The sequence below is a fragment of the Curtobacterium sp. MCJR17_020 genome (genome assembly GCF_003234365.2).
In the GTDB taxonomy this organism is placed as follows: Bacteria; Actinomycetota; Actinomycetes; order Actinomycetales; family Microbacteriaceae; genus Curtobacterium.
Genome location: NZ_CP126260.1, coordinates 671,492 through 693,160 on the forward strand (window position 1 = coordinate 671,492; position 21,669 = coordinate 693,160).

The 21,669-nt window shown below is 71.7% G+C and carries 19 protein-coding genes; 7 read left to right on the plus strand and 12 right to left on the minus strand.

What is annotated here, in order from left to right; all coding sequences use genetic code 11:
• Positions 1 to 57 precede the first annotated feature (57 nt).
• The gene (locus tag DEJ14_RS03275) at positions 58 to 2,589 is read right to left on the minus strand and encodes a LuxR C-terminal-related transcriptional regulator (protein ID WP_146249762.1); all 2,532 of its coding nucleotides are present in this window, start codon (positions 2,587 to 2,589) and stop codon (positions 58 to 60) included.
• A 162-nt stretch (positions 2,590 to 2,751) separates the two neighbouring features.
• Between DEJ14_RS03275 and DEJ14_RS03280 the strand changes: the two genes are divergently transcribed.
• Positions 2,752 to 3,147 (plus strand): hypothetical protein, encoded by a 396-nt coding sequence (locus DEJ14_RS03280; RefSeq protein ID WP_111085569.1) that lies wholly within the window; start codon positions 2,752 to 2,754, stop codon positions 3,145 to 3,147.
• An 83-nt stretch (positions 3,148 to 3,230) separates the two neighbouring features.
• On the opposite strand, the gene purF is transcribed toward DEJ14_RS03280, so the two are convergent.
• Positions 3,231 to 4,688 carry an amidophosphoribosyltransferase gene (gene purF, locus DEJ14_RS03285; RefSeq protein ID WP_111085568.1) on the minus strand — a complete coding sequence of 486 codons (1,458 nt, stop codon included), beginning with the start codon at positions 4,686 to 4,688 and terminating at the stop codon, positions 3,231 to 3,233.
• 73 nt (positions 4,689 to 4,761) lie between these two features.
• Here purF and purM point away from each other — a divergent pair, with 73 nt between their 5' ends.
• Positions 4,762 to 5,859, plus strand: a complete 1,098-nt coding sequence (gene purM / locus DEJ14_RS03290; protein ID WP_111085567.1) for a phosphoribosylformylglycinamidine cyclo-ligase — start codon at positions 4,762 to 4,764, stop codon at positions 5,857 to 5,859.
• A gap of 139 nt (positions 5,860 to 5,998) precedes the next feature.
• Here the strand turns inward: purM and DEJ14_RS03295 are convergent, their stop codons facing one another.
• On the minus strand, positions 5,999 to 6,217 hold the full coding sequence (locus tag DEJ14_RS03295; protein ID WP_111085566.1) for a DUF3073 domain-containing protein: 219 nt from the start codon (positions 6,215 to 6,217) through the stop codon (positions 5,999 to 6,001).
• 158 nt (positions 6,218 to 6,375) lie between these two features.
• Here DEJ14_RS03295 and DEJ14_RS03300 point away from each other — a divergent pair, with 158 nt between their 5' ends.
• Positions 6,376 to 7,491 carry an NAD(P)-binding domain-containing protein gene (locus DEJ14_RS03300; RefSeq protein ID WP_111085565.1) on the plus strand — a complete coding sequence of 372 codons (1,116 nt, stop codon included), beginning with the start codon at positions 6,376 to 6,378 and terminating at the stop codon, positions 7,489 to 7,491.
• A 158-nt stretch (positions 7,492 to 7,649) separates the two neighbouring features.
• Here the strand turns inward: DEJ14_RS03300 and DEJ14_RS03305 are convergent, their stop codons facing one another.
• From DEJ14_RS03305 to DEJ14_RS03320, 4 genes are all read right to left on the minus strand, one after another.
• Positions 7,650 to 8,090 (minus strand): DoxX family protein, encoded by a 441-nt coding sequence (locus DEJ14_RS03305; protein WP_111085564.1) that lies wholly within the window; start codon positions 8,088 to 8,090, stop codon positions 7,650 to 7,652.
• A 109-nt stretch (positions 8,091 to 8,199) separates the two neighbouring features.
• Positions 8,200 to 8,445, minus strand: coding sequence for a DUF3072 domain-containing protein (locus DEJ14_RS03310; RefSeq protein WP_111085563.1), 246 nt, complete (start codon positions 8,443 to 8,445; stop codon positions 8,200 to 8,202).
• Positions 8,446 to 8,499: 54 nt separating this feature from the next.
• On the minus strand, positions 8,500 to 9,255 hold the full coding sequence (locus DEJ14_RS03315; RefSeq protein ID WP_111085562.1) for a hypothetical protein: 756 nt from the start codon (positions 9,253 to 9,255) through the stop codon (positions 8,500 to 8,502).
• Between the two features lie 11 nt (positions 9,256 to 9,266).
• Positions 9,267 to 11,486: an APC family permease gene (locus DEJ14_RS03320; protein ID WP_111085561.1), complete on the minus strand. Its 2,220-nt coding sequence runs from the start codon at positions 11,484 to 11,486 to the stop codon at positions 9,267 to 9,269.
• A gap of 130 nt (positions 11,487 to 11,616) precedes the next feature.
• Between DEJ14_RS03320 and DEJ14_RS03325 the strand changes: the two genes are divergently transcribed.
• Positions 11,617 to 12,036 carry a MerR family transcriptional regulator gene (locus DEJ14_RS03325; protein WP_111085560.1) on the plus strand — a complete coding sequence of 140 codons (420 nt, stop codon included), beginning with the start codon at positions 11,617 to 11,619 and terminating at the stop codon, positions 12,034 to 12,036.
• Between the two features lie 129 nt (positions 12,037 to 12,165).
• On the opposite strand, the gene DEJ14_RS03330 is transcribed toward DEJ14_RS03325, so the two are convergent.
• The 3 genes from DEJ14_RS03330 to yczE are packed head-to-tail and all read right to left on the minus strand — an operon-like array spanning position 12,166 to position 14,324.
• Positions 12,166 to 12,747, minus strand: coding sequence for a PadR family transcriptional regulator (locus DEJ14_RS03330; RefSeq protein ID WP_111085559.1), 582 nt, complete (start codon positions 12,745 to 12,747; stop codon positions 12,166 to 12,168).
• Positions 12,744 to 13,628: a DUF4097 family beta strand repeat-containing protein gene (locus DEJ14_RS03335; RefSeq protein ID WP_111085558.1), complete on the minus strand. Its 885-nt coding sequence runs from the start codon at positions 13,626 to 13,628 to the stop codon at positions 12,744 to 12,746. The genes DEJ14_RS03330 and DEJ14_RS03335 overlap by 4 nt, the downstream gene beginning before the upstream one ends.
• Positions 13,629 to 13,673: 45 nt before the next feature.
• Positions 13,674 to 14,324, minus strand: a complete 651-nt coding sequence (yczE, locus tag DEJ14_RS03340) for a membrane protein YczE (protein ID WP_111085557.1) — start codon at positions 14,322 to 14,324, stop codon at positions 13,674 to 13,676.
• Between the two features lie 61 nt (positions 14,325 to 14,385).
• Between yczE and yczR the strand changes: the two genes are divergently transcribed.
• The 3 genes from yczR (at position 14,386) to DEJ14_RS03355 (ending at position 20,091) form a co-directional block, all read left to right on the plus strand.
• On the plus strand, positions 14,386 to 15,837 hold the full coding sequence (gene yczR, locus DEJ14_RS03345; RefSeq protein WP_111085556.1) for a MocR-like transcription factor YczR: 1,452 nt from the start codon (positions 14,386 to 14,388) through the stop codon (positions 15,835 to 15,837).
• Positions 15,838 to 15,929: 92 nt separating this feature from the next.
• On the plus strand, positions 15,930 to 16,616 hold the full coding sequence (locus DEJ14_RS03350) for a DUF6518 family protein (protein WP_111085555.1): 687 nt from the start codon (positions 15,930 to 15,932) through the stop codon (positions 16,614 to 16,616).
• 64 nt (positions 16,617 to 16,680) lie between these two features.
• Positions 16,681 to 20,091, plus strand: a complete 3,411-nt coding sequence (locus DEJ14_RS03355; RefSeq protein WP_111085554.1) for an efflux RND transporter permease subunit — start codon at positions 16,681 to 16,683, stop codon at positions 20,089 to 20,091.
• 27 nt (positions 20,092 to 20,118) lie between these two features.
• Here the strand turns inward: DEJ14_RS03355 and DEJ14_RS03360 are convergent, their stop codons facing one another.
• Together DEJ14_RS03360 and DEJ14_RS03365 are read right to left on the minus strand one after the other, a co-directional pair.
• A complete protein-coding gene (locus DEJ14_RS03360; RefSeq protein ID WP_111085553.1) occupies positions 20,119 to 20,475 on the minus strand; it encodes a hypothetical protein in 357 nt (118 codons plus the stop codon).
• Positions 20,476 to 20,562: 87 nt separating this feature from the next.
• Entirely contained in the window at positions 20,563 to 21,573 is a 1,011-nt protein-coding gene (locus DEJ14_RS03365; RefSeq protein ID WP_111085552.1) for an alpha/beta hydrolase, read from the minus strand.
• Between the last annotated feature and the right edge of the window lie 96 nt (positions 21,574 to 21,669).

A 21,669-nucleotide genomic window follows, 5' to 3' on the forward strand; every position in this document is an offset into this window, starting at 1 on the left:
TCAACCGCCGCGGCGCGTCGTGCTGCAATGCGCAACGTTCTTGCGTCACGAGTGGACTCAGAAGAGTCCGGCGAGCTCCGACCGAGCATGCAGGTCCCACTTGCCGAACACCCGCGACAGGTGCGCGTCGATGGTCCGCGTCGAGAGCCCGAGCTCCTCGCCGATCAGTCGGTTGCTCAGCCCCTGCGCCGCGAGCTCGGCGACCTGGTACTCACGGTTCGTCAGCGGTGGTTTCGGCCGGCCGGCCGTGACCGCCATCCCGTGCGACGCGAGCACCCCCTGCGCCGCGATCACCCGCGTCCGGTCGCGTGCGGTCAGGGCGTCGGCGTACTCCACGATCGCCGCGGCCAGCGGACCGTCGACCCGAGCGGCGGCCTCGCGCATCCGACCGAGCGAGGTGCCGGTCTCGCGTCCGTTCAGCATGTCCATCGCGTAGTGCAGCGTCTGCGCGTACATGACGTGCGTCCACCCACCGCTCGCCGTCCCGCGGTCGATGATGTCGTCGGCGTGCCGGAGCCCCGCCGGGTTGCCGAGCACCGCCTCGGTCCAGGCGATCGTCACCGCGACCTGCTCCCCGGTGATCCGCATCGCCCGCTGCGGCGTGGCCCGCGCCCGGTCGAGCGCACGTGTCGCGTCCTCGGTGCGACCGGCGTAGGCGTACGCCATCGCGAGCCGTGCCCACGGGTAGGCCGCGAAGCCACCGTGGTCCGCGACGTCGTACCGTTCGCAGGCGGCCGAGAACGCCGCGATCGCGTCGTCCCAGCGCCGTTGGCCGATGGCGAGGTTGCCGTCGCCGATGAGCTCGAGGGTGAAGTCGTACTTCAGGTACGGGTTGGACCGTCGGACGGGCACCTCGGTGAGCAGGTCGGCGAGGTCGCCCCGCCAGACCTGCACCTGGTGCAGCACGGACACGATCTCGCCGACGCTCCACGGTGCGTCCTCGAGGTGCTCGATCGCGGTGGCCAGCGCCCGGCGACCGAGGGCCGACGCGTCGTCGAGCCGACCGGCCGTGGCGAGCGCCATGATCGCGCAGGGGGCGACGCACAGGAACGCGAACGGGATCGTCGGCGCGTGCACGATGCCGCTGCGCTCGAGCTCGGCGCGGACCTCGTCGAACCGGCCGCCCCAGCCGAGGTGCGCAAGGCGCAGCAGGCGGAGCCGTTCGACTGCCTCGCCGGACACCAGGCGGCTGGCGACGTCGGTGAGCGCGACCGCTGCCAGCACGTCGTCGTCGTGGAACTGCCGGATGTTGGCGAGGATCTCGCAGGCCTCGACCACGAGGGCGTCGTCCACCGTGCCGGGGTCCGCACGGGCGACGGCCCAGGCGGCCTCGGCGTCGGCGCGACCGGCCTCGCGCCCGTCGGTGTACGAGTAGGCCAGCGACCGCAGGCAGCGCGCGGCGACCTGCTCGTTCGGGTGCAGCGTCCGCCGGAGCGCTGCGGAGGTCAGGGCGATCGCGCTCTCGTGCTCCTGCAGCCGCACCGCGACCTGCGCCGCGTCGAGCAGCTGCTCGACCGGGGGCACGACGCCGCAGTCGAGCGCCCAGAGCGCCGACCGCAACCGTGCGGCGGGCGGGGCGCCCTCGGGACTGTCGGCGCGGAAGGCGTTCGCGCGGGCGAAGAGTGCCGTGCGGCGGGCGACCGGCACCAGGCTGCGGATCACGTCGCCGACGAGCGGGTGCTGCGGACGGGCCACCGCGGCGCCGTCGTCGAGCGAGTCGATCCGGACCAGCCCGAGCGCGACCACGCGGTCGACGTCGCCGCCGCTGACCAGGCCGAGCAGCCGCGCGAGCGGGATCGGGTCGGCCAGTGCCACGATGTCGACGACGTCGCGCAGGTCCTCCGGCAACGAGCCGAGTTCCGTCCGGTACATGTCGGCGAGGCTGTTCGACGCCGTCACCCGGCCGCGCCAGTACCACCCGGACGCCGTGTGCTCGAGGGCGCCCGAGGTGCGGGCGGCGCGGACGACCTCGCGCAGGTAGAGCGGGTTGCCGGCGGTCGCGCGGTGCACCCGCTCGGCCGAGGCGTTCTCGAGCTGCGAGCCGAGGGCCTCGGCCACCAGGGCCGACGTCTCGCGCAGGGTGAGCGGCTGGAGGTCGATGCGCTCGAGCAGGTCGTCCTGCCACAGGGCGCGGAGCGGTTCCGGCAGCGCGGTGAAGTCACGGCAGGTCAGGACGAGCCGCGCACCCTGGTGCCGGACGAGCCACGCCACGTACCGGGCGGAGATCGCGTCGAGGTGGTCGGCGTCGTCGACGCGCAGCAGGACGTCGCGGTCCGCCAGGTCGGCGATCGCCCGGAGGCGCTGCTCGGCCCCGGCGTCGTCGGACAGTTCGGACAGGGTCGCCGGCAGCTCGCCGAAGCGGTCCGAGATCGCGCCGAAGGGCATCGACCGCCCGGAGGCGACGGCGGTGATGGGCACCACGACCGTGCGCCCGGTGGCGTCCCGTCCGGCGACGCGGTCGGTGACGCGGGCGGCGACGGTGCTCTTGCCGAGACCCGGGGCGCCGACGAGCGCGACGCTCCACTGGTGCTCCGCGACGACGGACACGGCACGGTCCTCTTCGTGGCGCTGCATCACGGGCCAGGTCACGCGTGCCGGGGTGCTCGGGGTGCGACCTCGCCCCCGTACGGTCCGTTCTCGCATCCGTGTCACCTCCAGCCCTTGGGATACCAACGCGTACGGATCATCCTCTCCTGGATCGGACTGCGCGGACAGGCCGGGAGACGTCCCACAGTGGGGGACAATGGGTGGGTGAGCAACACCGATCGACCCGACGACCAGCCGGTCCCGGCCCCTGCGCCGAACGCCGTCTCCACCTCTGACGAGGTCACGATCCGTCGTGCCCCGAAGTTCGGGGTGTTCATCGTCGGCGGTGCGGTGCTCGGGTTCATCGCGACCCTGATCGTCGTCTCGCTCACCATGAACCTCGGTGGCCAGCAGGAGGAGTCGAGCTTCGGCAGCCTGGTGGGCTACTTCAGCCTGTGGGGCGTCACGATCGGCGCCTTCGTCGGCGCGGTCGTCGCCGTCGTGTTCGACCGGGTCTTCGCCCGGCGCGCGGCCCGCCTGACGGCGGAGCGTGTCGAGGTCGAGCTGCCGCCCGAGACGGTCGACGGCGAGATCGACGAGCACGGCGACCAGCGGCCGTAGCCGCAACCGCTGACAGACGGGAGGCCCGTGGCGACACCGCCACGGGCCTCCCGTCTGTCAGGTGGGTGCGTCTCGGACGCGACCTAGCTGAGCTGGTTCGCCTCGACCCAGGACAGGTACTCCGGGCTCACGGTGCCCGTGACGTACTCGCCCGTGAAGCAGCTCATCTCGAGGTCGGTCACGTCGGAGCCCTCGATGATGGCGTCCCGCATGTCGCCGATCTCCTGGTAGATCAGGTGATCGCTGCCGAGCACGCGGTTGATCTCCGGGATCTTCCGGTCGTGCGCGATGAGCTCGTCGCGCGTCGGCATGTTGATGCCGTAGACGTGCGGGAACCGGACCGGGGGAGCGGCACTCGTGAAGGTGACCTCGTTCGCACCGGCGGCGCGGGCCATCTCCACGATCTCCTTGCTCGTCGTGCCGCGCACGATCGAGTCGTCGACGATCAGGATGTTCTTGCCCTTGAACTCCGACGACATCGCGTTGAGCTTCTGTCGGACGGACCGCTTGCGCTCCGCCTGGCCCGGCATGATGAACGTCCGGCCGACGTAGCGGTTCTTGTAGAAGCCCTCGCGGTACTCGATGCCGAGCTTCCGTGCGACCTGCATGGCCGCCGGTCGGGACGAGTCCGGGATCGGCATCACGACGTCGATGTCACCGGTCGGCGCGTACTGCTCGATGGTGTCCGCCAGCCGGTTGCCGAGGCGCAGGCGGGCGTCGTAGACCGAGATGCCGTTCATGACCGAGTCGGGCCGGGCCAGGTACACGTACTCGAACGAGCACGGCACGAGCCGCGGGTTCTTCGCGCACTGCCGGGCGTGCATCTGCCCGTTCATCTCGATGAAGATCGCCTCGCCGGGGGCGACGTCGCGCACGATCTCGTAGCCGCCGGACTCGAGCACCAGCGACTCGCTCGCGACGACCCACTCGGGCTGGCCGGCCTCGTCGAACTTGTGGCCGAGGATGAGCGGCCGGATGCCGAACGGGTCGCGGAACGCCAGGAGCCCGTGGCCGGCGATCGTGGCGATCGTGGCGTACGAGCCCTCGACCCGCTCGTGCACGCGCTCGACGGCGTCGAAGACCTGCCCGGGGTCGAGGTCCGTGCCGCGGACCTGTCCCTGCAGCTCGTGCGCCAGCACGTTCACCAGGAGCTCGGTGTCCGACGTGGTGTTGAGGTGCCGACGGTCGATGTCGAACAGTTCACGCGTCAGTTCCCGCGTGTTGGTGAGGTTGCCGTTGTGGACGAGGACGATGCCGTACGGCGCGTTCACGTAGAACGGCTGCGCCTCTTCCTCGTTGCTCGCCGCGCCCTTGGTGGCGTAGCGCACGTGGCCGAGGCCCATGGTGCCGAGGAGGGCGCGCATGTCGCGGGTGCGGAACGACTCACGCACGTGGCCGCGGGTCTTGTGCATGTGGTGCACGTGACCCTCGACCGTGGCGATGCCCGTCGAGTCCTGCCCGCGGTGCTGCAGGAGGAGCAGTGCGTCGTAGATGGATTGGTTGGCGGGGCCCTGTGCAACGAGGCCGACGATGCCGCACATTCGCGGGTGTGCTCCAGACCGTAGAATCGGGGGGTACCGAACAAGTCTGCCATGTCACCGCGAAGGACTCCGCATGCCCAACCCGTACGCCGAAGCCGGAGTGGACACCGCTGCCGGTGACCTGGCCGTCGAACTCATGAAGTCCGCAGTCGCGGCGACGCACAACAGCCACGTGCTGGGCGGCGTGGGCGGCTTCGCCGGACTCTACGACGTGTCGTTCCTGAAGGACTTCTCACACCCGTTGCTCGCGACCTCGACCGACGGCGTCGGCACCAAGGTCGCCATCGCCCAGGCGATCGACAAGCACGACACCATCGGGCAGGACCTGGTCGGCATGGTCGTCGACGACATCGTGGTGGTCGGTGCGAAGCCGCTGTTCATGACCGACTACATCGCCTGCGGGCGCGTCGTCCCGAACCGCATCGCCGACATCGTCGCCGGGATCGCCCGCGGCTGCTCGGCGACGGGCACCGCGCTGGTCGGTGGCGAGACCGCAGAGCACCCCGGTCTGCTCGGCCCGGACGACTACGACGTGGCCGGCGCCGCGACGGGTGTCGTCGAGGCCGGTTCGCGGCTCGGTGCCCACCTGGTGCAGGACGGCGACGTCGTGCTCGCCATCGAGTCCTCCGGGCTGCACTCGAACGGGTACTCGCTCGTCCGGCACATCCTGGCGTCGCGCGGGGTCGGGTACACCGACCAGCTGGCCGAGTTCGGCGGCGTCTCGGTCGGCGAAGCCCTGCTCGAGCCCACCCGCCTGTACACGACGCCGCTGCTGGAGCTGCTCGAGCAGCACCCGGGCGCCGTGCACTCCCTGTCGCACGTGACCGGTGGTGGCATCGCGGCGAACCTGGCGCGCGTGCTGCCCGTCGGCTCGTGGATCGAGGTCGACCGCTCGACCTGGCAGCCGCTCCCCGTCTTCCGCGTGCTCGCCGACATGGCCGGCACGCCGATCGAGGACACCGAGGGCACCTGGAACCTGGGCATCGGCATGTTCGCCGTGGTGTCCGCCAGTGCTGCGGTGGACGTCATCGAGTCGCTCGGCGTCGCCGGGATGCCCGCGTGGCCGGTCGGCACGATCGCCACGTCGGCCCGCGACCTGACCGGCTTCGAGCAGGGCGCCAAGGGTGTCGACGGCGGTGCCGTGCGGCTCGTCGGGAGCTACGCGGCCTGATCCTGGCTGCTCGAGGTCGCACGGACTGAGAACAGGTCGTGCGGCCTCGGCGCCTGACCGTCTGGCCTCGGCACCTGGCCCTCCGGGCACGCAGAAACGCCGCGCTGCCCGGAGGCGCGCGGCGTGACGGCTGTGCAGGTCAGGCGGACTTGTTCTGGTCCGCTTCGGTCTCGAACTCGTCGGATTCGTCTGCCGCTTCGGGACCGTACTGGTCCGCCCAGCGGTCGACGAGATCGTCATCGGAGTGTTGTCCGGCGGAGAGCTCCTGCTCGAGTGCACCGTAGTTCGTCTGCGGGCTGAAGTACTTCAGCTCACGGGCGACCTTGGTGTGCTTCGCCTTTTGACGGCCGCGCCCCATGCGTGACCCCCTCGTTCGGCTCTGGTCCGGTCCTGGCGAATGACGGAAGATCACTCGGGGAACCAGACGGTTCGTGGTTTGAAATCTGCCGATCACTCTACCATGTACCTCGATCTGGACGTCGCCGCGACGGCTCCGCGCACAGGAGAATCGAAGTGATGACCGAAGCCCTCGAGAACCCAGCCGACCAGTCCGCCCGTGTCGTCGTCATCGGTGCGGGGCAGGCCGGACTGTCGGTGGGATACCACCTGCGCCGCCTGGGGCTCGTGCCCGGCACCGACCTGGTGCTGCTCGATCGTGCCCCGAGCACGGGTGGCGCCTGGCAGTTCCGGTGGGAGGCCCTGCGGCTCGGCGCGGCGCACCGCGTGCACGACCTGCCGGGGATGCGGGCGATGGGGCTGCAGTTCGACGACGCCGACCGGTCACGACCCGCCCGGGACGTCGTGGGGGAGTACTACCGGCGGTTCGAGCAGCACTACGACCTGCGGGTCCGGCGTCCGGTCTCGGTGCCGTCGGTCTCGCGCACCGTGGACGGTCGACTGTGCGTCACGACCCGCTCTGCCGACGGCACCGAGACCCGGATCCGCGCCGACGTCGTGGTGAACGCATCGGGCACGTGGGGCACGCCGTTCGTGCCGTGGTACCCGGGCCGAGGCGCGTTCCGCGGACGACAGCTCGACACGACCGAGTACCGCAGCGCCGCGGAGTTCGCCCGGCAGGACGTCGTCGTGGTCGGCGGCGGGACGAGTGCCATCGGTTTCCTGCTCGAACTCGACGGTGTCGCGCGGTCCACCCACTGGTTCACCCGACGGCCGATGGTGTGGGCGGACTCGTCGTCGCTCGACCTCGAGTCGGCGGTCGCAGCGGTCGACGAGCAGGACCGGGCCGCCCGTGCCGGCGAGGTGCTGCCGAGCATCGTGAGCGGCACGGGCGTACCGGTCTCGCGGCGGATCCGGGCGGGCATCGACCGCGGGGTCCTGCGCGACCAGCCGATGTTCACCCGGATGGACGAGACCGGCGTGGTGACGGCCGACGGCACGCACGTGCACGCCGACGCGGTGCTCTGGGCGACCGGGTTCCGGGCCGACCTGCGGCACCTCGCGCCGCTGCACCTGCGGACCGCGGCCGGCGGGGTCGTCGTGGCGGACGGGCGCTCGGTCGACGAGCCGCGGTTGTTCCTGGCGGGATACGGGCCGCAGGCGTCGACGATCGGGGCGAACCGGGCCGGACGGCTCATCGCCCGCCAGGTGATGGACGTGCTCGCCGCCGCGTGAGCTGGTCAACCTCGCACCGTGCGAGGTGCCGCGCGAACGGTGCGAGGTTCCGGACACCGTGCGAGCCACACGGGCACGCACCGAGTACGGAAGCTCGCACGTTACGAGCCACCGCGGTACGCGGCGCGACGCGGCGGCGCAGGGCGGCGCAGGGCGGGTCAGGCGGGCAGGGGCTCCTGCACGCCACGACGGCGACGGGACGCCGCCAGGAACACCGCGTCGAGCGAGAACCGCCCGGGTCCGGTCAGTGCCACAACGAGCGACCCGACCGCCAGGACGAGCACGTACTCGAACCCGCCGTCCTGCGAGAAGAACCCGGCGGTCGCGTGTGCCAACAGCCCGGCGACGACCATGTCGACGGCGAGCAGGACGCCCACGACGCGGGTCGCGATGCCGAGCACGAGCAGCACGCCGCCGACGAGTTCGAGGCCGGCCACCAGGGGCGCGGCGACGTCGGCGAGCGGGACGCCCATGCCGGAGAAGCCCTGGGCGACGTTCGGGATGCCCTGGGCGAACTTCTGCGCGCCGTGGGCGATGAACACCACCCCGAGGACGATGCGGAGCGCGGTCAGGCCGATGGAGGTCGATGTCGTTCGCATGGCCACGAAGCTAACCGGTGACACGTCATCGATGCCCCTCGTTCGGGGGTCTGCCCGGACATCACCAGAACATGCCCAGGCTGGGGTCCGCCGAAGGGCGGACCCGCTCTCAGGAACCCGAGGTGTCCGTGCCGCGGCCGGTCTGCTGCTGCAGGCGGTCGATGTGCTCCGAGGCCTCGGCCTTGGTCAGGTCGGCGGAGAGCTCCTCGCCGGCTTCGCGGGCCAGGGTGTCGAGGTAGCTGCGCTGCGGTCCGGTCATCGGCTCGTCACCGGTGACCCACTGCTCGGGGTCCTTGCTCGCGTCGGTCGACGGGTCCGGACGGGCGCCGCCGAGGGTCTCTTCTGCATCACTCATGCCGAGGACGCTACGCCGCACCTCCGACGCATCCCGCAGGCGGCGTGTCCCCCGTCAGACCGGCGTGGCCGAGTACCGCACCAGGTCCGGGCCGACCGCACTCGTGGCGATCGGCACGGTCCGTCCCTCGCGCCGGACCCAGATCGTCGCGGCCTGCTCGTCGATCCGCTCGACCTCGTGCAGCGAGCCGTCGAGCAGCACGGTCGCGGACACCACGACACGGCCACTCGACGGCCGCGGCGGCAGACCGGGGACGTCGTCGTCGTACGCCGCGTACTCGCCGGGCTGCAGGAACGGGGACACCGGAGCGGTCACGACCTCGAAGCCCTCGTCGACCTCGGCGACCGCCACGAGCCGCACCGCCTGGTCCGTCGGCAGGGGGACGTCGACCACCCAGGGCGCCTCGGAACCGGCCAGTGCGCGGAAGGCGGGCCGACCGTCGGGGGCGAGTCGTGCCTCCAGGCCGTCGATCCGGACCCGTCCGCGACCGCGCGAATCGGCGTAGAGACCCGGCTCGATGCCGGACTGCCGCGCCTCGAGCCGGGTGATGACCACGCGGTCCGGGCGGTACCAGTCGCGCAGCGTCGACGGGTCCACCCAGCCGACGCTGGGGACGCCGCGCGAGAGCGCTGCCGACTCGTCGGCGGCGCGCTCGTCGAGCGCGCCGAGGGGGTGTTCGCCGCGCACGGCGACGAGTCCTTCGTGGCGGCTGCCCGCGACGGGCTCGTGGTCCAGCACCTCGACGCGCTTCGACACCTTGCCGCCGTGGCCGTCGAACGTGGCGAACGTCCGCAGGTCGGTGATCGTCATGACGTCAGATGCTACGACTCGTCGCCCCGGCGCGGCGAGGTCGGCACGAGCGCGTGCAGCTCGCCGGTGCACTGCGCGGGGTCGACGCCCTCTGCGGGACCGGCCGGACGGGTCGCGCGACGTGGCTGCAGGCTGTTCCGCTGCGCGGACCGGGCCAGGCGATCGTCGACGACACCGTCGACCGGCGCTCCGGCCGAGCCGGCGAGGGACCGGCGGAGCGGCGGCCGCACGGGCTCGCCGCGACGTTCCTGGCCGGGGAGCGGACGCGACCGGCGGCCGTACAGCAGTTCGGACGAGTCGAGCAGCCACGGCACCAGCGCGACGGTGACGCCGTGCACGAGCAGGAGCTTCTTGCGGATGCGACGGCCGCGGTGGTTGTGGAGCAGGCCCTCCCACCAGTGGCCGACGATGAAGATCGGCGTGTAGACGGTGACGACCTCGGAGCCGTGCTCGAGTCGGTGCGCCTTGATGTACTTGATGAGCGGCATCGAGATGTCGCGGTACGGGCTCGGCACGATGGTCAACGGCATCCGGATGCCGTACTCGGCCCACTGGTCGCGCAGGTGCTGGGCGTCGGCGTCGTCGATCGCCACGTGGACCGCCTCGCAGCTGGCGTGCTCGGCGGCGATCGCGTAGTCGAGGGCCTTGAGCACGGGCTTCTGCAGCTTGTTCACGAGCACGACGGCGTGGTCACCGGTGGCGCCGAACTCGGTCTCGACGTCGGCCTCGATCTCGTGCGAGACGTCGCGGTAGTAGCGGTTCACGCCGAGCATGAGCACGTACAGGATCGGCATGATCAGGAACACGAGCCAGGCGCCGTGCGTGAACTTGGTGATCGTGACGATGACCAGGACGACCAGGGTGAACGTGGCACCGATCGCGTTGATGGTGCGGGAGCGCACCACCTGCGCGCGGTTGACGGACGGGTCGGCGGTGCCGGACCGGTCCGCGCGCAGCAGACGCGTCCAGTGCACGACCATGCCCGTCTGCCCGAGCGTGAACGACACGAAGACGCCGATGATGTAGAGCTGGATGAGGCTCGTGACGTTCGCCCGGTACACCACGAGCAGCGCTGCAGCGACGAGCGCCAGCAGGATGACGCCGTTCGAGTAGATGAGCCGGTCGCCGCGGGTGGACAGGGCCTTCGGGGCGTACGAGTCGCGGGCCAGGATCGAGCCGAGCAGCGGGAACCCGTTGAACGCCGTGTTCGCGGCGAGGAGCAGGACCGCGGCCGTCGTCGCCTGGATGACGAAGAACAGCACCGAGTTGTCACCGAACGTCGCCGCCGCGATCTGTGCGATCAGGGAGCGCTGCGGCGTCGTGGCGCAGTCCGCGAACCCCTGCAGGTCGCAGGCGCGTTCGGCGTAGTGCACGCGGGACACGAGCGCGAGCGTGATGAGCCCGATGAACAGGACGATCGCGATGCCGCCCATCGCCACCAGGGTCGCCTGCGCGTTCTTGATCTTCGGGCGCCGGAAGGCCTGCACGCCGTTCGCGATGGCCTCGACGCCGGTCAGGGCCGAGCAGCCGGAGGCGAAGGCACGGAGGAGCAGCAGGATGAACGCCGCCTGCGTGGTGTGCTCCACGTTGTCGACGGTGTACCCGGCTGACTCGGCGACCGGGGCGTGCCCGGCGGCGACCCGGATCAGGCCGGTGACGACCATCACGAAGACCGACGCCACGAACAGGTAGGTGGGGATGGCGAAGGCCTTGCTCGACTCCCGCACGCCGCGCAGGTTCGTGGCGGCGAGGAGCACGACGAACACGAGCGCGAGTTCGACGCGGACGTCGTTCAGCATCGGCAGCGCCGAGATGATGTTGTCCACGCCGGAGGCCACCGACACCGCGACCGTCATCACGTAGTCGACGAGCAGTGCGCTCGCGACGACCAGCCCGGCCTTCTCGCCGAGGTTCCGGTGTGCGACCTCGTAGTCGCCGCCGCCGGACGGGTAGGCCTTGATGAGCTGCCGGTACGACGCGACGACGACCACGAGCAGCAGCACGACGAGCGCGGCCACCCACGGTGCGAACGTCAGGAACGACATCCCGCCGAGCAGCAGGATCATCAGCAGTTCCTGCGGTGCGTACGCGACGGAGGACAGCGGGTCACTCGCGAAGATCGGCAGTGCCAGGTGCTTCGGGAGGAGCTGTCCTTCGAGCTTCTCGGAGGGGAGGGGATCCCCGATCAGTCGCGCTTTCAGCGACCGGACCTCGTTCGTCACGAGCGGCAAACCTACTCAGTTCCGGGCGGGAGTCAACACGGGTGCCCGAGTGGTCATTCCCGGTCGGTCGCGTGTCGTCGACTCCGCACCCCGATCACCTCCTGCAGTTGACGCTGCGTCAACCTCTACGGTGGGCTGCATGAGGGATCCGTCAGACATCGCCACCGCAGCTGCGAAAGCACCCCACGGCATCGCCGACGTGGCGCGATCCGCCGGGGTGTCGAGCCGCACGCTCCGCCACTACGACGCCATCGGACTGCTGCCGGCCACCGCGGTCGGCGACGGCGGACTCCGCCGCTACGACGACCGGGCACTCGTCCGGCTGCAGCGCATCCTGCTGCTGCGCGGCCTCGGCCTCGGGCTGCCCGACATCCGCCGGGACCTCGACGGCGAGCAGGACGACGCCGCCGCCCTCACCGCGCACGTCGCCTGGCTCGAACGCGAGCGGGACCGCCTCGCCCGGCAGCTCGCCGCCGTGCGCACGACCATCACCAGGATCGAGAACGGGGAGCGTCTGACGGTGGCCGCCGCGTTGGACGGGTTCGCACCCGTGCCGTGACGGAAACAGGTTCCGGTCACGACACCACGGATCGGCGTGGTGCTGTGTCCGGAACCTGGTTCCGTGGGTGGGGCGGTGCGACGGGCGGCCGGGAGGCACGGGGCGCGACCGCCTGTCGGCCGCGGGCCGTCAGAGCGACTTGCGCAGGGCCTCCAGGCCGTCACGCAGACGCGTCACGGTGTCCGCACGGAGCGTGCCGCGGGTCGCACGACGGCGCAGGTCCGCGCGGACCTGCTGCCGGAACGACGACAGCGCCATCTCGAGCTCGCGCAGGGCGCGGGCGCTCTCCGACGGGACCGAGACGGGGTCCTCGTGGGAACCGGTGCCGGGGCTCTCCGCCGAGGCGGCGAGGTCGGCACGGAGGGAGCGCATCGCCTCGCCGACCGAGGCGCGGACGCCGTCGGCCAGGGACTTCACCGAGTCGGCGACCCCGGACTCGACCGCAGCGATCTCGTCGGCACGGGCCGCGAGTTCGGTGCGCCCGGCCTCGGTGATCGCGTAGACGGTCTTGCGGCCGTCGGCGGTCTTCGAGACGAGGCCTTCTTCCTCGAGCTTCGCGAGCCGCGGGTACACGGTGCCGGCGCTCGGCACGTAGGTGCCGCCGAACCGGTCGCCGAGGGCCTGGATGAGCTCGTAGCCGTGCATCGGGTGGTCCGCCAGCAGCACGAGCAGGTACAGGCGGAGGTGGCCGTGGGCGAAGACGGGACTCATTCGGGCACCTCGCCGTCGTTGGTCGGGACCGTCGGGGGCACGGGGGTGGTCGGGGGTACCGGGGGTGCGGTCGGCTCGGCGGCTGCCGGTGGGGCGTGCAGGACCGCGATGTCGCCGGACACCGAGTTCACGCGCAGGTCGAGCCACTGGCCGGCCAGCTCGCCGCCCTGCTTGACGTACGAGCCCCGCACGCCGCGGATCTCGGAGTCGTCGAACTGCAGCTTGCCGGACGCCGTGCTGACGGTGCACTGGTAGGCGACACCGTCCTCGAGCCGGACGCTCACGCCACCCGAGACCGTGTTGACGCGCGCCGACTCCGGCACGCCGTGCAGGTCGAGCACGACGTCCGCCGAGACACCGTCCGCCTGGAACCGCGGGATCTCGCCCGTGGCCACGACGTCGCCCGACACCGTGTGGACCGTCAGGGCGCCGTCGAGCTCGCGGATCGTCGTCGCGCCCGAGACGGCGTTGACCGTGACGTCGCCGGCGACACCGTCGACGACGAGGTCACCGGACACCGTGTTGAGCATCGCGCCGCGGTTCGTGCCGGACAGCAGCGCACCCGCCGAGACGACACCGAGGTTCACCGAGGCGTCGCGGGGGACCAGGATGCTGACGTCCGCGTGGGCCTTGCCGCGGAACGACTTGAGGAACCCGATGGGGTCGTCCCACCGGATCTGCGGGTGGTCGACGGTGAGCGTGTCGCCGTCGACCTCGATCTTCAGCTGCTTGCCGGACACGCTGTGGACCTCGACCCGGGCGGTGGGTTCGTCGTGTGCCACGACGTCCACCTGACCACCGACGAGTCCGACACGGAGTGTGCGGACGATGCCGGTGTCGATGACCTTGGGCTCGTCGACGAGCCACTTCTCCTGCGTCATGTTGCTTCCTCCAACTCGCGATGTATCGCGTCTGTGAAGGTCACGCTATATCGCGATTCGCGACTCCGCAAGGGGTTCCCGGACGACCCGGCGCTCGGGGCTCCACGGGAACCGGCGGAAGAACGGCATGAGCGGCTGCACCATCGGGCCGATCGCGAACGCGGCGATGACGGTGCCTGCGCCGACGTTCCCGCCGAGGATCCAGCCGACGATGACGACGGACACCTCGACCAGGGTGCGCGCGAGCCAGAGCGGCCAGCCGAGGCGCTCGTGCAGCCCGACCATCAGGCCGTCACGGGCCCCGGTGCCGAACCCCGCACCGATGTAGAACGCCGTCGCGACGGCGAGCAGCACCAGTCCCGCGGCGAACAGGGCGATCCGGGCGAGCAGCCCGGACGGCTGCGGCACGAGCCAGAGCACCAGGTCGGCGCTCGGCCCGATCGCCAGCGCGTTCAGCAGGGTGCCGATGCCCGGCTTCTGGCGCAGGGGGATCCAGAACAGCAGGATCACACCGCTCGACACGACGGTGATGACGCCGAACGACCACGGCACCACGTTCTCGAGGCCCTGCGTCAGGACGGTCCACGACGAGACGCCGACGACCGCGCGGACCTGCAGCGCGGTCGAGGCGCCGTAGAGGAACAGGCCGACGAAGAGCTGGACGAAGCGGAACGTGAGGGCGGTGCTGCGGGACATGGGTTCATCGTCGACGCAGATTGGACTGCTGGTCGAGAGCCAATCGCGCTACCGTGGACCCATGACACCCGTGCTGCTGAGTGCCCGATCTGCTGCCCTGCTGCTCACCGACTGGCGCGACGGCACCGACGCCCCCGCGTACGAGGCCCTGTCCGACGCCATCCGTGTGCTCGTCATCGACGGCCGGGTCGCGCAGGGCGTGCGGCTGCCGGCGGAGCGCGGACTGGCCACCGCGCTCGGCGTCTCCCGCACGACCGTGGCGAACGCGTACGCCCGACTGCGGTCCGACGGGTTCGTCGTGTCGGTCCGTGGCTCCGGCAGCGTGGTCCACCTGCCCGCGTCCCTGATCGGTCGTCCCGACCCGGAACGGCTCGGCGGGGTGGTCGACGGCGAGCTGCTCGACCTGCGGAAGGCCGCGATGCACTCGGCGCCGGGGATGGCCGAGGCCGTCGAACGGGCGGTGCGACACGTGCCCGCGGCGCTCGCCGGCATCGGGTACGACACCGTCGGCGACCCCGGGCTCCGCGCCGCCATCGCCGACCGGTACACCGAGCGCGGACTGCCGACCGACCCGTCCCAGGTGATCGTGACGATCGGCGCGCAGCACGCGATCGCCCTGCTCGCGCGGGTGCTCGTCCGCCGCGGGGACGCCGTGCTCGTCGAGTCGCCGACCTACCCGCACGCGCACGAGGCGTTCCGCGAGGCCGGCGGACGGCTCGTCGGCGTGCCCGTCGACGCGCGGACCGGGTGGGACGCCGCCGCGCTCGAGACGACGCTGCGCCGGACCGCCCCGGCCGTCGCCTACGTCATGCCCGAGCTGCACAACCCGACCGGTGCGACGATGACGGCCTCGACCCGCCAGCTCCTGCTGTCCGTCGCGGCGTCGGTCGGCACGACGGTGGTCGCCGACGAGACGATGGGTGAGCTGCGGATCGACGGCGCGCCGTCGCTGCCGCTGGCAGCAGCGGACCCGTCGGGAGCGTCGGTCGTGATGATCGGATCGGCCGACAAGGTGTTCTGGGGCGGCCTGCGGATCGGCTGGATCCGGGCCGCACCGGCCCTCCTGCAGCGGCTGCTCGCCGCCCGCCCGACGGGCGACCTCGGCACGCCCGTCCTCGACCAGCTGGTCGCGCGGGAGCTGGTCCCACGCACGGCGGCCGTCCTGGAGGCGCGGCGCGAGTACCTGCGACAGGGTCGCGACGACGTCGTGGGCGCGCTCAGGGCACGACTCCCGGAATGGGACGTCCCGTCGCCGGCGGGCGGGCTGACGACGTGGGTGGGCCTCGGGCGTCCGGTGTCGAGTGCGCTCGTGCTGGCCGCGCGGTCCGAAGGGGTCGTGCTGGCGTCCGGCGGCGTGTTCGGCCCGGACGGCGGGTTCGAACGGTTCCTGCGGGTGCCGTTCACGATGGCGCCGGCGGACCGCGGTCGTCTGGTGGACGTGCTCGAACGGGCGTGGGCTCGGGTCGGTGGGGAGTCCGCCGGGGTGCGGGGCTCGCTCGCCGCCGTGGTGTGACGCCAGCACGTCATCCTCTGGGGTGAAGATGCGCCCGCCATGTCGCTCCCCGGGGTGATGCGGCCCGGGACGGCTGCGGCGATGCTGATGCCATGAACGCGACCCTGTCCGCCGGTGCTCCGGCCGCTGCTGCGTCCCCGTCGTCCGCGTCGCCGTCCGAGCCGTGCCCCGCGGTGCCCGCCGTGGTGCGCGTCACGATGGCCCTGAGCGGCGCGCTGCTCGCCGGCGTGCTGACCTCGTTCGGGCAGACGGTGCCCGCACTGTCGTCGGTCGCCAACTCGGCCGGCCCCTGGTTCCTCGTCGCCGTCGCGCTGTGCATCGGTGCCGGGGTCCGTGCCGGCCGGTTCGCCCTGCCGCTCGCGATGCTGCTCGGCGTCGTGCTGCTCGAACTCATGCACGTCGGCTACTGGGCCACGACGAACCTGCGCGGCTACCCGGACTTCCTGTCCGTCACCAACCTGTGGGTGCTGCTCGGCGTCCCCGCGGGGCTGCTCGCCGGCGCCGTCGCCGTGTTCGTCCGCTCCCGCGACGCCCGCTGGCGTGCCGGAGCCTTCGGGGTCACCGCCGCGATCCTGATCGGCGAGGGGGTGCGGGCGCTGCTGCAGGTGGTGGCCACGACCGGCCCGGTCACCTGGGTGGTCGAGATCGTCGTCGGCATCCTCGTGCTCGTCGTCGGGGTGGCCACCGCCCGGTCGTCGGTCGGCCGCGTGATCGCCCTCGGCAGCGGCGTGCTCGGCACCGTCGGCGTGCTCGGCGCGTACCTGCTGCTCGGTGGCTGACTCGGTGGCTGACCCGACGGCCTGATGCGGACGTGCACGGGCTGCGGCTGCGAGGATCGATGACGTGCACCTCCTCTCGGTCTTCAGCCTCCGCAACCGGGCCCTCATCGCGCTCGTCACCATCGTCGTCGCGGTCTTCGGCGGCATCGCGCTGTCGAACCTCAAGCAGGAGCTCATCCCGAGCGTCGAGTTCCCGCAGGTCGCGATCGTCAGCGCGTACCCCGGTGCCACGCCCGAGGTGGTGTCCAACGACGTCTCGACGAAGATCGAGCAGGCGATCCAGGTCGTCCCGGACCTCGAGTCCACCAGCGCGACCTCGTCCACCGGACAGAGCGTGGTGTCGGCGTCGTTCCAGTACGGCTCGAACCTGGCCAGCGCCGAGGACAAGATCCAGACCGCGGTGAACGCGCTGTCGCTGCCCGACTCGGTGCAGACGCAGATCGTCACCGGGTCCTTCGACGACCTGCCGGTGCTGCAGGTCGCGGTCTCGGCGTCCGGCAACCAGGAGCAGCTCGTCGACCGGCTGCAGGCCTCGGCGATCCCCGACCTCGAGAAGCTCGACGGCGTGCGGCAGGCGGACGTCTTCGGCAACCCGGGCCGTCGCGTCGTCATCACGCCCGACCAGGACGAGCTCGCCGCCCGTGGCCTCACCCAGACGGCGATCTCGGACGCGCTCGACGACAACGGCACCCTGATCCCCGGCGGCACGATCACCGAGGACGGCTCGACGCTGTCGGTGCAGACGGGCGAGCGGATCGCCTCGCTCAAGGACATCCGCGCCCTGCCGCTGACGAGTTCGTCGAGTTCGTCGGGTTCGGACGGGGCCGGCTCCGCTGGTGCCGACGGGACGGCGTCCGGTGACGGTACGGCCGCGGGCGCGACCGGGACGGGTGCGACGGGGACCGGCACGGGTGCGACCGGTTCCGCGCCCACGGGTGACGCCGCGACGGGCGGGTCCACGACCGCCGCCACCCCGACCGACACCACGCTCGGCGACGTCGCAAAGGTCGCGATCACGGAGTCGCCGCGCACCTCGATCAGCCGGGTGGACGGTGAGCAGGCCCTGACGATCTCGATCACCAAGACGCAGGAGGCCAACACCGTCGACGTCTCGACGACCGTGCGTGACGCCCTGCCCGGCATCGAGGACAAGATCGAGGGCGATCCCCGCTTCACCGTCGTCTTCGACCAGGCACCCTACATCCAGCAGTCCATCGACTCCCTGGCCGAGGAGGGGCTGCTCGGCCTCGCCTTCGCGGTGCTCGTCATCCTGGTCTTCCTGCTGTCGTGGCGCTCCACGCTCGTCACCGCGATCTCGATCCCGACGTCGGTGCTCCTGGCCGCGATCGGCATGCGTGCCGCCGGGTACACGCTCAACATCATCACGCTGGCCGCCCTGACGATCGCGATCGGCCGCGTGGTCGACGACTCCATCGTCGTCATCGAGAACATCAAGCGGCACATGGTCCCCGGTGTCGACCGCGGCCAGGCCGTGCGGGAGGCCGTGCGCGAGGTCGCCGGCGCGGTCACCGCCTCGACCCTGACCACCGTCGCGGTGTTCCTCCCGGTGGCCTTCGTCGCCGAACTCGTGGGGGAGCTGTTCCGTCCGTTCGCCGTGACGGTCACCCTGGCGCTCGTCGCGTCACTGTTCGTCTCGCTCACCATCGTCCCGGTGCTGGCGTTCTGGTGGCTGCGCCCGTCGAAGGTGAAGCCGGGCGAGGCGACGGCAGCGGCGGCGGACACGGACGCGGAAGCGGCGGCGGGACCGTCGGCGGTCGATGCCGAGCGCGATCGCTCCGAGGGAGCGCTCGCCTCCGCCGCGGACCTGCACGACGCCGGCCGGGTGGACCGCCTGCGCCGCGTGTACCTGCCGGTGCTCCGGTGGGTCGTCCGCAAGCCGGTCGTCGTCATCCTGCTCGCCGTGGTCGTCCTCGGCGGCACGGTCGCCACGCTGCCGTTCGTCACCACGAACTACCTCGGCGACTCGGGGCAGAACACCTTCACGGTCACGCAGGACCTGAAGGCCGGCTCCAGCCTCGCCGTCCAGTCCGAATCCGCGCGCAAGGTCGAGCGGGCGCTCCAGGGCGTCGACGGCGTCGAGACCGTGCAGACCACCATCGGCACGAGCGGCCAGTCGATCCAGGCGGCGTTCGGCGGTGGCGGCAGCGCGTCGGTGCAGTACGCCGTCACGACCGATGCCGAGGCCGACCAGCCCACGATCCAAGCCGACGCCCGGAAGTCGATCGCGCGGATCGACGACGTCGGCGAGGTCACCATCGCGTCCTCCGGCGGCGGGTTCGGCGGCAGCAGCGACATCGAGGTCGACGTGACCGCGCCGACCCAGGCGCAGCTCGAGACCGCGTCGCGCCAGGTGCTGAAGACCATGCAATCGGTCCCCGACACCACGGGCGCCACGAGCAACCTGTCCGCCGCGGAGCCGTTCCTCGCCGTCCGGGTCGACCGTGCCGAGGCCGCGTCACTCGGCCTCACCGAGACCCAGGTGGGTGGCCTCGTCGCCGCCGCCGTCTCACCGCGGGACACCGGCAGCATCGAGATCGACGACGCGACGCTCGACGTCTACATCGCCGACCCCGAGCCGCCGACCACGATCGCCGCGCTCCGTGCCCTCGACGTCCCGACGAGCACCGGCACCGTCCCGCTGTCCGACGTCGCCACGGTGGAGGAGTCCGAGGGCCCCACCACGGTCACCACGACGAACGCCGCCCGCACCGCCACGATCACCGTGTCGCCGGACGCCACCAACCTGGGTGCGGCCGTGCAGTCCGTCACGACCGCCGTCGACGAGCTCGACCTGCCGAAGGGCGCGACCGCCTCCATCGGTGGCGTCGCCGCCAGCCAGTCGTCAGCGTTCTCGCAGCTCGGCCTCGCGGTCCTGGTCGCGGTGCTGATCGTCTACGTGATCATGGTCGCGACGTTCCGGAGCCTGCTCCAGCCGCTGCTGCTGCTCGTGTCGGTGCCGTTCGCGGCCACGGGCGCGATCCTGCTGCAGATCGCCTCCGGCGTCCCGATCGGCGTCGCGTCGCTCATCGGTCTGCTCATGCTCGTCGGCATCGTGGTGACGAACGCGATCGTGCTCATCGACCTCGTCAACCAGTACCGACGGCGCGGCTTGCGGGTGCGTGAGGCGTTGATCGAGGGCGCGACACGACGCCTCCGCCCGATCCTGATGACGGCGATGGCGACGATCTTCGCGCTGCTGCCGATGGCGATCGGCCTCACCGGCAAGTCCGGGTTCATCTCGCAGCCGCTGGCACTGGTCGTGATCGGCGGGCTGGTGTCCTCGACACTGCTGACGCTCGTGGTGCTGCCGGCGCTGTACTTCGTGGTCGAGCGGGCCCGCGAGCGCAACGCGGACCGGATCGCCGCGGGCAAGACCCGGAAGCAGGCGCGCGCTGAGCGACGTGCGGAGCGGCTGGAACGGCGGGCGGCGAAGTCCGCTGCGGCAGCGGACTAGCGGCGGCGCTGCCGGCGCCGGGCCCCGCTACCTGCGGTACTCGGCGTCGACGGCCGCGATGGCGGCGGTCGTGAGCGGCACCGGGACCACCGCCGGCACCGGGACCACGGCCGGAGCGACGGACGCCGTGGCCAGGTGGTCAGCACGCTCCTCGCGCTCGACGGCCCGGAACCACGACACGAGCACGCAGGTGAGCGTGACCAGGAAGACGACCCCGGAACCCTGCGCGAACACGGTCAGCTGCCCGGTCGCGGCCGCGTACCCGCCGAAGGCCATGGTGGCGGCGAACGACAGCCCGAGCAGCAACTCCGCAGAGGTCTGCAGCGCGGAACGGTCCCATCGGGTCGCGGCGGCGCGTGCAGGGCGGGTCGAGGTGTCGGTCACCCCCGAAGTCTGCGGCCGCGGGCTCGGCAGCGGCAGTCCCGACTCCGGGTGCCACCCACCCGGGGCACGCGGCACCCACGCAGCGTGTCACCCCAGCTGGGTCCGGAAGAACGTCGCGACACGGCGGCTCATCGCCTCGTCGAGCTGCGCGATCGAGTGCGCCGTCCCCTCGACCTGCACGAACGTGACCGGCACGTCGTGTGACCGGAGCGTCGCCGCGAACTCCTGTGACTCCCACAGCGGGATGAACTCGTCCGTCGAGTGCCCGATGAAGAACGGCGCCGTGTCCGAGGTGACGTGGTACTCCGGCGACGCCCGGGTGGCCGCTGGACACTTCGCGTACGTCCGGCAGCCGAGGTAGAGCAGCTGCTTGCGCTGGAAGGACGCAGACACCCCGTCGGCCCGGGTCGAGCGTGACGTCAGGTTCGTGGGGCCGCTCAGGTCGACCACCGCACGGATCCGGTCGCCCTCGGCGTACGCGGCGGACTCGTGGTCGGTCACCGCGAGCATCGCCGCCAGGTTGCCGCCCGCGCTCCCGCCGAACACCCCGACCCGCTGGGAGTCGACGTCGTACGTGGACAGCGTGGTGGGGCGGAACACGTAGTCGAGCGCCCGTCGGACGTCGTCGAGTCCGGCCGGGAACGGATCGGTGGGGGCGAGTCGGTAGTCCACGTTGAACGTGACGAAGCCCTCGGACGCCAGGTACTTGCACACCGACCGGTAGGCGGCCGTGGCCTTGTCGCCGTGCGACCAGCTCCCGCCGTGGATCATCAGCACCGCGGGCCGACCGGTGCTGGCTGCGGCCTCGGCGGGGTCGGCCGTCGGGGTGGCGGACGGCGTCGCCGTGGGGGTCGCGGTCGTCTCCGGGGCGCTGTCGGCCGGCAGGCAGACGTCGAGTCGCTGCAGCGGAGCCGTGCCGTACGGCACATCCGCGACCACGTCGATGCCGTGGTACTGCAGGGACAGCGGGTAGATGACGCTGTCCGCGGTGACCGTCGCGTTCTCGTCACCGACGGGGTCCGTACTGCAGGACGCGACCGCGCCGAGCGCCACGACCGCGGCGACGAGCGCGAGCACTGTGCGGCGGCCGGACTTCATCGGGTCCACGGTAGCCGCACCCGAGGCCGGCCACGTCACCCCAGCGGAGGAACCCCGACCGCGCAACCCGACGGCGCAACCCGACGGCGGAACCGC